The 12,903-nt window shown below is 56.3% G+C and carries 13 protein-coding genes; 7 read left to right on the top strand and 6 right to left on the bottom strand.

Annotated elements, in window-relative coordinates; all coding sequences use genetic code 11:
- Positions 1 to 109: 109 nt before the first annotated feature.
- Together fadD and rnd are read left to right on the top strand one after the other, a co-directional pair.
- Positions 110 to 1,795, top strand: coding sequence for a long-chain-fatty-acid--CoA ligase FadD (gene fadD / locus BN3796_RS16375; protein WP_073885261.1), 1,686 nt, complete (start codon positions 110 to 112; stop codon positions 1,793 to 1,795).
- 71 nt (positions 1,796 to 1,866) lie between these two features.
- Positions 1,867 to 2,994 carry a ribonuclease D gene (gene rnd, locus BN3796_RS16370; RefSeq protein WP_148381813.1) on the top strand — a complete coding sequence of 376 codons (1,128 nt, stop codon included), beginning with the start codon at positions 1,867 to 1,869 and terminating at the stop codon, positions 2,992 to 2,994.
- 82 nt (positions 2,995 to 3,076) lie between these two features.
- Here the strand turns inward: rnd and minE are convergent, their stop codons facing one another.
- From minE to minC, 3 genes are read right to left on the bottom strand one after another with little or no spacing between them, the layout of a single operon-like run.
- The gene (gene minE / locus BN3796_RS16365) at positions 3,077 to 3,346 is read right to left on the bottom strand and encodes a cell division topological specificity factor MinE (RefSeq protein ID WP_008500504.1); all 270 of its coding nucleotides are present in this window, start codon (positions 3,344 to 3,346) and stop codon (positions 3,077 to 3,079) included.
- Between the two features lie 3 nt (positions 3,347 to 3,349).
- On the bottom strand, positions 3,350 to 4,162 hold the full coding sequence (gene minD, locus BN3796_RS16360) for a septum site-determining protein MinD (protein ID WP_061709424.1): 813 nt from the start codon (positions 4,160 to 4,162) through the stop codon (positions 3,350 to 3,352).
- Between the two features lie 22 nt (positions 4,163 to 4,184).
- Entirely contained in the window at positions 4,185 to 4,895 is a 711-nt protein-coding gene (gene minC, locus BN3796_RS16355; protein WP_061709423.1) for a septum site-determining protein MinC, read from the bottom strand.
- 124 nt (positions 4,896 to 5,019) lie between these two features.
- Between minC and BN3796_RS16350 the strand changes: the two genes are divergently transcribed.
- The 3 genes from BN3796_RS16350 (at position 5,020) to BN3796_RS16340 (ending at position 6,535) form a co-directional block, all read left to right on the top strand.
- Entirely contained in the window at positions 5,020 to 5,295 is a 276-nt protein-coding gene (locus tag BN3796_RS16350; RefSeq protein ID WP_061710042.1) for a YcgL domain-containing protein, read from the top strand.
- Between the two features lie 46 nt (positions 5,296 to 5,341).
- Complete coding sequence (locus BN3796_RS16345) at positions 5,342 to 6,001, top strand: fumarylacetoacetate hydrolase family protein (RefSeq protein ID WP_061709422.1); 660 nt, start codon at positions 5,342 to 5,344, stop codon at positions 5,999 to 6,001.
- A 93-nt stretch (positions 6,002 to 6,094) separates the two neighbouring features.
- Complete coding sequence (locus BN3796_RS16340; RefSeq protein ID WP_061709421.1) at positions 6,095 to 6,535, top strand: YcgN family cysteine cluster protein; 441 nt, start codon at positions 6,095 to 6,097, stop codon at positions 6,533 to 6,535.
- A 49-nt stretch (positions 6,536 to 6,584) separates the two neighbouring features.
- Here BN3796_RS16340 and dsbB read toward each other — a convergent pair whose 3' ends face one another.
- On the bottom strand, positions 6,585 to 7,115 hold the full coding sequence (gene dsbB / locus BN3796_RS16335; protein ID WP_061710041.1) for a disulfide bond formation protein DsbB: 531 nt from the start codon (positions 7,113 to 7,115) through the stop codon (positions 6,585 to 6,587).
- A gap of 139 nt (positions 7,116 to 7,254) precedes the next feature.
- Positions 7,255 to 8,793 carry a sodium/proton antiporter NhaB gene (gene nhaB, locus BN3796_RS16330; RefSeq protein WP_061709420.1) on the bottom strand — a complete coding sequence of 513 codons (1,539 nt, stop codon included), beginning with the start codon at positions 8,791 to 8,793 and terminating at the stop codon, positions 7,255 to 7,257.
- Positions 8,794 to 8,993: 200 nt separating this feature from the next.
- Here nhaB and fadR point away from each other — a divergent pair, with 200 nt between their 5' ends.
- Positions 8,994 to 9,713 (top strand): fatty acid metabolism transcriptional regulator FadR, encoded by a 720-nt coding sequence (gene fadR / locus BN3796_RS16325; RefSeq protein ID WP_061709419.1) that lies wholly within the window; start codon positions 8,994 to 8,996, stop codon positions 9,711 to 9,713.
- A 33-nt stretch (positions 9,714 to 9,746) separates the two neighbouring features.
- On the opposite strand, the gene BN3796_RS16320 is transcribed toward fadR, so the two are convergent.
- Positions 9,747 to 11,279, bottom strand: coding sequence for a SpoVR family protein (locus BN3796_RS16320; RefSeq protein WP_061709418.1), 1,533 nt, complete (start codon positions 11,277 to 11,279; stop codon positions 9,747 to 9,749).
- Positions 11,280 to 11,600: 321 nt separating this feature from the next.
- Between BN3796_RS16320 and BN3796_RS16315 the strand changes: the two genes are divergently transcribed.
- Positions 11,601 to 12,899 carry a D-amino acid dehydrogenase gene (locus BN3796_RS16315; protein ID WP_061709417.1) on the top strand — a complete coding sequence of 433 codons (1,299 nt, stop codon included), beginning with the start codon at positions 11,601 to 11,603 and terminating at the stop codon, positions 12,897 to 12,899.
- Positions 12,900 to 12,903 lie beyond the last annotated feature (4 nt).

Here is a 12,903-nt window from a genome sequence, read left to right as displayed (position 1 = left end):
CTTCAATTCGAACAATTAATAAACTGGTACGCTGAGTTAATATAATGTTAACAGTTTGTTTATGGCAGGGGTTGTGATGACGACGAATAGTTACTTCAGAGGTGAAGCAGTGAAAAAGGTTTGGCTTAACCGTTATCCCGCCGATGTTCCCGCGGAGATCAATCCTGACCGTTATCAATCCCTGGTAGAGTTATTTGAACATTCGGTGCGCCGTTACGCGGATCAGCCCGCCTTCGTCAACATGGGGGAGGTGATGACCTTCCGCAAGCTGGAGGAGCGCAGCCGCGCCTTCGCCGCCTACCTGCAGCAAGGGCTGGGCCTGCAAAAAGGGGATCGCGTCGCGCTGATGATGCCAAACCTGCTGCAGTACCCGGTGGCGCTGTTTGGTATTCTGCGCGCCGGTATGATCGTGGTGAATGTCAACCCGCTCTATACCCCCCGCGAGCTGGAGCATCAGCTTAACGACAGCGGCGCATCGGCGATTGTTATCGTTTCGAACTTTGCCCATACCCTGGAAAAAGTGGTCGAAAAAACCAGCGTACGCCACGTGATCCTCACCCGCATGGGCGATCAGCTCTCCTCCGCCAAGGGGACGCTGGTTAACTTTGTAGTGAAGTACATCAAGCGGCTGGTGCCCAAATACCATCTGCCGGATGCTATCTCCTTTCGCAGCGCCCTGCATAACGGCTACCGGATGCAGTATGTGAAGCCGGAGGTCTCGTCAGAGGATCTCGCTTTCCTGCAATATACCGGCGGGACGACCGGGGTGGCGAAAGGGGCGATGTTAACCCACCGCAATATGCTGGCGAACCTGGAGCAGGTCAACGCCACCTACGGGCCGCTGCTGCATCCGGGCAAAGAGCTGGTGGTGACGGCGCTGCCGCTTTATCACATCTTTGCGCTGACCATGAACTGCCTGCTGTTTATTGAGCTGGGCGGGCAGAACCTGCTTATCACCAACCCGCGTGATATTCCGGGGCTGGTAAAAGAGCTGGCGAAGTACCCCTTTACCGCCATGACCGGCGTCAACACGCTCTTTAACGCCCTGCTGAACAACAAAGAGTTTCAGCAGCTCGACTTCTCCTCCCTGCATCTTTCTGCGGGCGGCGGTATGCCGGTTCAGCAGGCGGTGGCGGAGCGTTGGGTCAAGCTGACGGGCCAGTATCTGCTGGAGGGCTATGGCCTGACGGAGTGTTCCCCGCTGGTGAGCGTCAATCCGCACGATATCGACTACCACAGCGGCAGCATCGGTCTGCCGGTACCCTCCACCGAAGCGAAGCTGGTGGATGACGACGACAACGAGGTGGCGCCAGGCCAGCCGGGCGAATTGTGCATTAAGGGACCGCAGGTGATGCTGGGCTACTGGCAGCGTCCCGACGCCACCGATGAGATCATCAAAGAGGGCTGGCTGCACACCGGTGATATCGCGGTGATGGATGACGAGGGCTTTTTACGTATCGTCGATCGTAAAAAAGATATGATCCTTGTCTCCGGCTTTAACGTCTATCCCAACGAGATAGAGGATGTGGTCATGCAGCACAGCAGCGTGCTGGAAGTGGCCGCCGTGGGCGTTCCTTCCGGCAGCAGCGGCGAGGCGGTGAAGATCTTCGTGGTGAAAAAAGAGGCCACGCTGACCGAGGAGGCGCTGATTGCCTTCTGCCGCCGGCATCTGACGGGCTATAAAGTGCCGAAGCTGGTGGAGTTTCGCGATGAACTGCCTAAATCCAACGTGGGGAAGATATTACGACGAGAATTACGTGACGAAGCCCGCGCCAAAGTGGACAATAAGGGCTGAGCCTCGCCTGTTTCCCAAAAACGCCGGTTTAGCCGGCGTTTTTTATGGGTGCTAATTAAAGAGATATTGTTTTGAATTACCAGATGATCACCACGAACGACGAGCTGGCCACGCTGTGCGACGTCACCCGCGATTTTCCGGCTATCGCTCTGGATACCGAGTTTGTCCGCACACGGACCTATTACCCCCAGCTGGGGCTGATCCAGCTCTATGACGGCAAACATGTGTCGCTGATTGACCCGCTTGGCATTACTGACTGGGAGCCGATGCGCAAGCTGCTGCTGGATCCCGCCGTGACCAAATATCTGCACGCGGGCAGTGAAGATCTGGAGGTATTTCTCAATACCTTTGGCATTATGCCGCAGCCGCTGATCGACACCCAGATCCTGGCCGCCTTCAGCGGTCGCCCGCTCTCCTGGGGCTTTGCCGCGATGGTGGAAGAGTATACCGGTCTGACAATCGACAAGAGCGAGTCGCGCACCGACTGGCTGGCCCGTCCGCTGACGCCGCGCCAGCTTGACTACGCGGCGGCGGATGTCTTTTATCTGCTGCCGATTGCGGGCCAGCTGATGAAAGAGGCGCAGGCTTCCGGCTGGCTGGAGGCGGCGCTGGATGAATGCCGCATGACGCAGCAGCGTCGTCAGGAGGTGGTCGATCCGAAAGAGGCGTGGCGCGATATCAGCAACGCCTGGCAGCTTCGTACCCGCCAGCTCGCCTGCCTGCAGCTGCTGGCTGACTGGCGGCTGCGCAAGGCGCGTGAGCGCGATCTGGCGGTGAACTTCGTAGTACGCGAGGAGCATCTCTGGGCGGTGGCGCGCTATATGCCTGGCAGCCTCGGCGAGCTTGACAGCCTGGGTCTCTCCGGCAGCGAAATTCGCTTTCACGGTAAAACCCTGCTGGCGCTGGTCGCCAGGGCGCAGGAAATTCCTGAGAATGAACTGCCGGAGCCGCTGATGAATCTGGTGGAGATGCCGGGCTATCGTAAAGCGTTTAAGGCGATTAAGGCGCTGGTGCAGGAAGTGGGGGCGGAAAAGGGAGTGAGTCCGGAACTGCTCGCTTCACGTCGGCAGATCAACCAGCTGCTGAACTGGCACTGGAAGCTGAAGCCGCAAAACGGCCTGCCGGAACTTATTGCGGGCTGGCGTGGCGAACTGATGGCCGATCGGCTGAAAACTCTGCTGGAAGCGTATCCACGCTAGTGATTTGTTGCCCCGGTAAGCGGTGCGCCACCGGGGTAACTGCCGGGCGGCGCGCTGCTTGCCCGGCCTGCAACTACCCTTTCTAGGGGCGCGACTCTTCCGCTTCCGGCAGCGTCACGTTCAGCTCAAGAATAGAGATATCCCCATCCTTTTGTTCCAGCTGCACCGTTACCATCTCCGGATCAATCTGCACATACTTACAGATTACTTCCAGGATATCTTTGCGCAGCTGCGGCAGGTAGTGCGGCTCCGCATCGCTACGGCGACGCTCCGCGACGATAATTTGCAGTCGTTCTTTCGCAATGTTGGCGGTGTTCTTTTTCCGCGAGAGAAAAAAGTCCAGTAATGCCATAACTTATCCTCCGAACAGGCGTTTGAGGAAACCTTTCTTCTCTTCTTCAATGAAGCGGAAAGGACGTTCTTCTCCAAGCAGACGGTCGACGGTATCGGCATAGGCTTTACCTGCATCTGCGTTGGTGTCGAGGATCACAGGCTCACCCTGGTTGGAGGCACGCAGTACCGACTGATCTTCCGGTATCACACCCACCAGCTTGATGCGCAGGATCTCCAGCACGTCTTCCATGCTTAACATATCCCCTTTGCTCACGCGGCCCGGGTTGTAGCGGGTGAGGAGCAGGTGCTCTTTAATCGGATCTTCGCCATTCTCCGCGCGACGGGACTTCGAGGCGAGGATGCCGAGGATGCGGTCTGAGTCACGCACCGAGGAGACTTCCGGGTTGGTCGTAATGATCGCTTCGTCCGCGAAGTAGAGCGCCATCAGGGCACCCGTCTCGATACCCGCCGGGGAGTCGCAGACGATAAAGTCGAACTCCATCTTTTTCAGCTCGTCGAGAACCTTCTCCACCCCTTCGCGGGTCAGGGCATCTTTATCACGGGTCTGCGACGCCGGGAGAATATAAAGATTTTCGGTGCGTTTATCCTTAATCAGCGCCTGGTTTAATGTGGCATCGCCCTGTATGACGTTAACGAAATCGTACACGACGCGGCGTTCACAACCCATAATTAGGTCAAGGTTACGCAGGCCGATATCAAAATCGATAACGACGGTTTTCTTTCCCTTCTGGGCCAAACCAGTAGCGATGGCCGCGCTGGAGGTGGTCTTGCCAACGCCTCCTTTACCCGATGTAACTACAATAATGCGTGCCATAGAAATTCCTTGTTAAAAGGGATCAGTTCAACGGTTCAATGGTCAAAGCGTTCTCTGCCAGTCGCAGTCGCGCCGCTTTGCCATAAAATTCGGCTGGCAGCTTATCGCTCAGCCAGTAAACACCTGCGATGGAGACCAGCTCCGCCGTCAGATGGGTACAAAAAATTTGCGCTTCCCGATCGCCGCTGGCGCCAGCCAGCGCACGTCCCCGCATCATGCCGTAAACATGGATATTGCCATCGGCAATGAGCTCTGCACCAGCGCTAACGTGGTTAGTTACAATTAGATCACAATTTGGCGCATAAATCCGTTGCCCGGAACGTACCGGCAGATCAATCAGGCGCGTTTTTGTGAGGGGCGTAACGGTTTGTTCAACGGGCGGAGGAGGGGGAGCGGCCTCTTGAGGCGCCGGGCGAGGCGCTTTTTCTTTACCTTCCGTCAGGAGCGGAAGGCCAGCGCGATCGATTTCGGCTTTGAGTTGCTCATCTTTGCAGCCGCTAATGCCAACGATGCGCAGCCCGGTAGAGGCTACCGCCTGCTGCAGCTGACGCCAGTTAATCGGCGCCTGCAGATCGCTAACGTTGACCACCACAGGGGCATGCTTCAGAAATGCGGGCGCCTGTGCAATTTTGTCTTGTAACGCCTGACGAATAACCTCGGGCTTTGCATCATGCAAATGAACCACTGATAAGGTGAAGCTACTGCCTTTAAGCTCGATGGGCGTATTTGACATCCTGGCCTTACTCAATTTGCTGTTAATCGCAGCACTGCTGATGCGATATTCCGAAGAGTATCAGGCATGTTATAGTCACTATTATATTGAGGCAAGCAACCACCCGATAATTCAGAGTAAAAACATGTTTTGTGTGATCTATAAAAGTGTTAAACGCGACCAGACCTATCTCTATGTCGAAAAGAAAGACGATTTTTCCCGCGTGCCGGAAGAGTTAATGAAAGGATTCGGTACCCCGCAACTGGCGATGCTGCTGCCGCTGGATGGCCGCAAAAAGCTGGTGGGCGCCGATCTGGAGAAAGTCAAAGCTGCGCTGGCTGACCAGGGCTATTATTTACAGTTACCGCCTCCACCTGAGAATTTATTAAAACAGCATCTGGAGACGATGGGTAAAAAATAAGCCCGGGAGTTGCGCGGGCGACACATCAACCGTTCAGGGGACAAGTATGTATCAACATCATAACTGGCAAGGAGCATTACTGGATTATCCCGTCAGCAAAGTGGTCTGCGTTGGCAGCAACTATGCGAAACATATTAAGGAGATGGGCAGCGAGACGCCGGATGAACCGGTGCTCTTTATTAAGCCGGAAACGGCGCTGTGCGATCTTCGTCAGCCGCTGGTGCTGCCGCAGGGGATGGGCTCGGTGCATCATGAGGTGGAGCTGGCGGTGTTGATTGGCGCGACGCTGCGCCAGGCGTCAGCGGATCATGTTGAAAGGGCTATCGCCGGTTATGGCGTGGCGCTGGATCTGACGCTACGCGACGTTCAGGGCAAGCTGAAGCGAGCGGGCCAGCCGTGGGAGAAAGCCAAAGGGTTCGATAATGCCTGTCCCCTTTCCGGCTTTATTCCGGTTGCCGAGTTTAACAGCGATCCCCAGAACATCTCCCTGAGCCTGAAGGTGAATGGCGAGGTGCGCCAGCAGGGTAATACCGCCGACATGATCCATAAAATCGTGCCGCTCATTGTGGAAATGAGCCGTTACTTTACCCTTAAACCGGGCGATGTCATCCTCACCGGTACCCCGGAAGGGGTGGGGCCGCTTTTGAGCGGGGACGATCTGGAGGTGGAATTTAACGGGCAGGTCGTGAAAACCCGCGTGCTGTAAAGACCATTTGCCGCCTTTCGTGGCGGCAAAACTTGCATCCCCGTGCCAGACTGGTTATAAGGTGCGCTTTGTTTTTGACGTGTGGACATCCTTATGAGCGAAACCCCTTTCTGGCAACATAAAACTCTCGACGACATGACCGACGCGGAGTGGGAATCGCTGTGCGACGGCTGCGGTCAATGCTGCCTGCATAAGCTGATGGATGAAGACACGGATGAAATTTACTTCACCAACGTCGCCTGCAAGCAGCTGAATATCAAAACCTGCCAGTGCCGTAACTACGAGCGCCGCTTCGAGTTTGAGCCAGACTGCATCAAGTTGACCCGTGAAAATCTGCCTACCTTTGAGTGGCTTCCTCCCACCTGCGCCTACCGCCTGCTGGCGGAGGGGAAAACGCTGCCGGCATGGCATCCGTTACTGACAGGGTCAAAAGCGGCGATGCACGGCGAGCGTATCTCCGTGCGACATATTGCGGTGAAAGAGTCGGACGTGCGCGACTGGGAAGATCACATCATGAACCACCCGGGTCGCTGATGCGCCAAAGGTAAAAAAAACGACAACCCCGGGGTTGTCGTTTTATATTTTAGCGGCCAAACAGGTCGCGTTTTTTCGGTTTGAAGAACTGGGCAATCAGCACCAGCAGCGCCACGATAAAGTAGGCGGCGAAAATACCCACCAGCCACTGCGGCATCTCCAGCGTCAGAAACTCCCACTGACGAACCGCGCAGTCGCCCGAAGCGACAAACATCTGCGGCAGCCATTTATCGAGCGGCAGCCAGGCAGGAAAACGGGCGGCAAAATCGCAGGTCATAAACGGCGACGGATGGAGCTGGATCATGGTGTGCTCCCACGCCAGCGCAATACCTTTTCCGGCGCTGTAGAGCCAGACCGCCAGCGCCGCATAGCGCAGCGGCGTGTTGGGCGCGATAGCGCCAAGCAGGCCAGCCCCCATTACCCCCAGCAGCGCGCAGCGCTCGTAGATGCACATGACGCACGGTTGTAACCCCATCCCGTGCTGGAACCAGAGCGCGACCACTTCGAGCGCAAATGCGGTAAGGGCCATCAGCAACCACGCCCCGCGACCGCGAGAGCACTGGTTTAAAAATCTCAACATAATCATTTCCCTGGGACATGTCAGAAAGCGCAGTTTAAACGAAAACATCCTCTGCGCCACCTGGTCATAAAAAATAAAACAAGGGCCTTTTTATCGTTAAAGCAGGCCAGCCGGGGAGACATCTTCCCGGCTGTAGGTGTTAATGCGCCGTCAGTATACCGGTTTGCATTAGCCATTGTGTAAAGGGAATGAGAGTAATTTTGACGCACAGCAGGCCCACCACGGTCAGCACCAGCGTGTAGGGCAGCGCCATCCAGACCATTTTGCCATACGAGAGGCGAATCAGCGGCGCGAGGGCAGAGGTGAGCAGGAACAGAAACGCCGCCTGGCCGTTGGGGGTCGCCACCGAGGGCAGGTTGGTGCCGGTATTGATCGCCACTGCCAGCAGCTCGTAGTGCTGCGCGTTAATCACGCCATGCTCGAGGGCCGTTTTTGCCTCGTTGATATAGACCGTGCCCACAAAGACGTTGTCGGAAATGGAAGAGAGCAGGCCGTTAAACAGATAGAAGAGCGTAAGCTGCGCGTCAGGATCCGCCTTGAGGACGTAATCGATAATTGGCGCGAAAAGCTGCTGATCGATGATCACCGCCACCACGGCAAAAAAGACCGTCAGCAGGGCGGTGAAGGGTAGCGCTTCGGTGAAGGCTTTGCCGATGGCATGCTCGTCCGTTACGCCGGTAAAGGTGGTCGCCAGCACGATCACCGACAGGCCGATAAGTCCCACTTCCGCCAGATGCAACGCCAGGGCGACAATCAACCAGACGCCGATGATCCCCTGTGCAATCAGGCGAAGCGTATCCTGGCGGCTCCGCTGGCTGCGATTTTTGCGATCGTAGTCGCGCAGCACGTCACGCACCTGCTCAGGCAGCGCGGCGCCATAGCCGAACCAGCGGAACCGTTCCACCAGATAGCAGGTAAGCAGGCCGCACGCCATAACCGGTATGCTGACGGGGGCCATGCGCAGGAAAAATTCGCCAAAATGCCATTCGGACGCTTTGGCAATAATCAGGTTTTGCGGCTCACCCACCATGGTCATTACGCCGCCCAGCGCCGTCCCGACCCCGGCGTGCATCATCAGGCTGCGCAAAAAGGCGCGAAACTGCTCCAGCACCTTTCGGCGATCGTCATCCAGCGTGCTGTCATCCTGCATATCGGCGTCGCTGCGCGATGAGGCGACGCGGTGATAGATACCATAAAAGCCGACCGCCACGCTGATAACCACGGCTACCACAGTGAGTGCGTCGAGAAAAGCGGACAAAAACGCAGCGGCGATACAAAAGGAGAGTGAAAGCAGCGCCTTGGAGCGAATGCTCAGCAGCAGGCGGGTAAAAATAAACAGCAGCAGCTGCTTCATAAAATAGATGCCCGCCACCATAAACATCAGCAGCAGCAGTACTTCCAGGTTGTTCGCCAGCTCTTCGCGAACGTGTGTCGGGCTGGTCATGCCAATCGCCACGGCCTCGATAGCCAGCAGGCCGCCCGGCAGAAGCGGATAACATTTCAGCGCCATGGCGAGGGTGAAGATAAACTCAGCCACCAGCAGCCACCCGGCGCTAAAAGGATTGAGCAGAAAGACAAGCGGGTTGATAACCAAAAACAGCAGCAGCGCGAGTTTATACCAGTCCGGTGATTGTCCTAAAAAATTGCGCCAAAGGGCGCGCCCATAAGAGATTTCCATGACAGACTTCTTCCCGCTAACGTGAAATAAAAGCTTATTATACGCAAATTTGAGTGGGACGTCGGATGGAGAGCGCCTGGGCTTATTTGATGAAAATGAAACGGCGATCCCTTTTTTCTCTCCCGGCTGCGCTATCTGCCTTTCACTGCCTCTGGTATGATGAGTGAAATGAATGAAAGCTGTGTAATGGAAATCTTACTATGGTCATTAAGGCGCAAAGCCCGGCGGGTTTCGCGGAAGAGTACATCATCGAAAGCATCTGGAATAACCGTTTTCCACCTGGATCGATTCTTCCCGCAGAACGCGAACTCTCTGAACTGATTGGCGTCACCCGCACCACCCTGCGCGAAGTGTTGCAGCGCCTGGCCCGGGACGGCTGGCTGACGATTCAGCACGGCAAGCCGACTAAAGTGAATAACTTCTGGGAAACCTCCGGCCTGAACATTCTCGAAACGCTGGCGCGTCTCGATCACGAAAGCGTGCCGCAGCTGATTGATAATCTGCTCTCAGTACGCACCAATATCTCGACGATATTTATCCGCACCGCGTTTCGTCAGCATCCTGATAAAGCGCTGGAGGTGCTGGCCAACGCGACCGTTGTGGAAGATCACGCTGACGCGTTTGCCCAGCTCGACTACAACGTCTTCCGCGGGCTGGCTTTCGCCTCCGGCAATCCGGTTTACGGTCTCATTCTTAACGGGATGAAAGGCCTCTATACCCGCATTGGCCGCCACTATTTTGCCAACCCCGAAGCGCGCAGCCTGGCGCTGGGCTTTTACCACAAGCTGAGCGAGCTCTGCTCAGAGGGGCAGCACGATAAGGTCTATGAAACGGTGCGCCGCTACGGTCGCGAGAGCGGTGAGATCTGGCACCGGATGCAAAAGACCCTTCCGGGGGATCTGGCCATTCACAGCCGTTAATAAAAAAACCTCTCAGTTGAGAGGTTTTTATTTTTACAGCGCGTTTCCTCGCGCCGGGCAGCGCTCCAGCAGTTCCACACTGCCATCCTCGTTCTGCTGCTCCAGCATCACGTCAAATCCCCACAGGCGGTGCACGTGCTTCAGCACCTCTTTGCGCCCCTTGTCCAGCGGCGCGCGGTTGTGCGGGATATAGCGCAGCGTCAGGGAGCGGTCTCCCCGCAGATCGACGTTCCAGACCTGAATATTCGGTTCCAGATTGCTCAGGTTGTACTGGGAAGAGAGGCGCGAGCGGATCTCCCGGTAACCCTCTTCATTGTGGATGGCGGAGATCTCCAGGTAGTTATTACGATCGTCATCCAGCACGGTGAAGAAGCGGAAATCACGCATGATTTTCGGCGACATAAACTGGCTGATGAAACTTTCGTCTTTAAAATCGCGCATGGCGAAATGGAGCGTCTCCAGCCAGTCGGACCCGGCAATATCCGGGAACCAGTATCTGTCCTCCTCGGTAGGGGACTGGCAGATACGTTTGATATCCTGGAACATGGCAAAGCCCAGCGCGTAGGGGTTGATCCCGCTGTACCAGGGGCTGTTGTAGGGAGGCTGGAAGACCACGTTGGTGTGGCTGTGCAGAAACTCCAGCATAAAGCGGTCGGTCACTTTCCCTTCATCATAGAGATGGTTGAGAATGGTGTAGTGCCAGAAGGTCGCCCAGCCTTCGTTCATCACCTGGGTCTGCTTTTGCGGATAAAAATACTGGCTCACCTTGCGCACGATGCGCAGGATCTCTCGCTGCCATGGCTCCAGCAGGGGGGCGTTTTTCTCCATAAAGTAGAGCAGGTTCTCCTGCGGCTCGGAGGGGTAGCGGCGCGCTTCGGTGACCTGTTTTTCCTCTTCCCGCTTCGGCAGGGTGCGCCAGAGCATATTGACCTGGCTTTGCAGATACTCTTCGCGGCTCTTCTGACGGGCCTTCTCCTCCTGCAGGGAGATCTTCTGCGGGCGTTTATAGCGATCCACCCCGTAGTTCATCAGCGCGTGACAGGAGTCGAGCAGTTTTTCCACCTCGTCAACGCCGTAGCGCTCTTCGCAATCAGTAATGTAATTACGGGCGAAGATCAGGTAGTCGACGATCGAGCTGGCATCGGTCCAGCTGCGGAACAGATAGTTATTCTTGAAAAACGAGTTGTGGCCGTAGCAGGCGTGAGCCATTACCAGCGCCTGCATGGTAATGGTGTTCTCCTCCATCAGGTAGGCGATACAGGGATTGGAGTTAATCACAATCTCGTAGGCCAGACCCTGCTGCCCGTGCTTGTAAAGCCGCTCGGTCTCAATAAATTTTTTCCCGAACGACCAGTGAGGGTAGTTGATGGGCATACCGACGCTGGAGTAGGCATCCATCATCTGCTCGGAGGTAATGACTTCAATCTGATGGGGATAGGTATCCAGCCGATAGAGCTTCGCCACCCGGTCGATCTCCGCCAGGTAGACATCCAGTAGCTCAAACGTCCAGTCGGGTCCATCGCTCAGACGTGTGCTGTCCTTATTCATGGGGTCAATTGTAGCCATTAGCGCGCCCTCGTTGTTAATGCCCTCTCTCTCTGGAGAGCCTCAAAACAATCATAGATCACCCCATTCAAAAGCGTGCTGGCGCAGAACCTTTTTCTTTGCGATTTCCCATGATGTCGGCGGCAAAAAAAGGCAATTTAATAGCATTTTATTCTGCGGAAAATGGGGGTGCAGCAGGAGATGCCAAATTGCCCCCTGGCCCGCAGGCTGGGGGAGATGTGAGATAAGTCACCATAAAAAAAGCGTATGTTGAATAATATTTTCATCTAGGTTATCAATCTGTAATCAGATGATTGTTCTTTTGCTTAAAATGGAGTCGCTATGCGTGTTGTCATACTGGGAAGTGGTGTGGTGGGCGTAACCAGCGCCTGGTATTTACGTCAGGCGGGACATGAAGTCACCGTTATCGATCGCGAGCCGGGCCCCGCTCTGGAGACCAGCGCCGCCAATGCCGGGCAAATCTCTCCCGGCTATGCCGCCCCCTGGGCCGCGCCGGGCGTACCGCTGAAGGCGATCAAGTGGATGTTTCAGCGCCATGCGCCGCTGGCCATCAGCCTTGACGGCACCCAGTTTCAGCTTAAATGGATGTGGCAGATGCTGCGCAACTGTGACACCCGCCACTATATGGAAAATAAGGGACGCATGGTGCGGCTGGCAGAATATAGCCGCGACTGCCTGAAGGCGCTGCGCGCTGCGACGGGCATCGAGTACGAAGGCCGCCAGGGCGGCACGCTACAGCTGTTCCGCACCGCCCAGCAGTATGAAAACGCCACCCGCGATATCGCCGTGCTGAAGGATGCAGGCGTGCCCTATGAGCTGCTGGAATCCGGCCAGCTGGCGCGGGCGGAGCCGGCTCTGGCCGAGGTGGCGCACAAGCTGACCGGCGGCCTGCGTCTGCCTAACGATGAGACGGGCGACTGCCAGCTTTTTACCCAGCGTCTGGCGCAGATGTGCGAGCAGGCGGGCGTGATTTTCCGCTTTAATACGCCTGTCGACAAACTGCTCTCGGAAGGGGAGAAGATCTATGGCGTGAAGTGTGGGGAAGAGGTGATCAAGGGGGATGCATACGTCATGGCCTTCGGTTCCTACTCCACCGCCATGCTGAAAAACATTCTCGATATTCCGGTCTATCCGCTGAAAGGCTACTCCCTGACTATTCCGGTAAAAGAGGAGAGCGGTGCGCCGGTGTCGACCATCCTGGATGAGACCTACAAAATCGCTATCACCCGTTTCGATGACCGCATCCGCGTTGGTGGCATGGCTGAAATTGTCGGCTTTAACACCGAGCTGCTCAAGCCGCGCCGGGAAACCCTTGAGATGGTTGTGCGGGATCTCTTCCCGCGCGGTGGCCGCGTGGAGCAGGCGACTTTCTGGACCGGCCTGCGCCCGATGACCCCGGACGGCACGCCGATTGTAGGACGCACGCCGTTTAAAAACCTCTGGACCAACACCGGCCACGGCACGCTCGGCTGGACGATGGCCTGCGGTTCCGGCCAGCTGTTAAGCGATCTGATCTCTGGCCGCACGCCGGCCATTCCTTTTGATGATTTAAGCATTGCACGCTATCGTCCGGGTTTTACCCCGACGCGCGCGCAGCATCTTCACGGTGCGCATAATTAAGGAG

This window comes from Pseudenterobacter timonensis (assembly GCF_900021175.1).
Classification (GTDB): domain Bacteria; phylum Pseudomonadota; class Gammaproteobacteria; order Enterobacterales; family Enterobacteriaceae; genus Enterobacter; species Enterobacter timonensis.
This window is presented reverse-complemented; position numbering and strand designations above follow the sequence as displayed.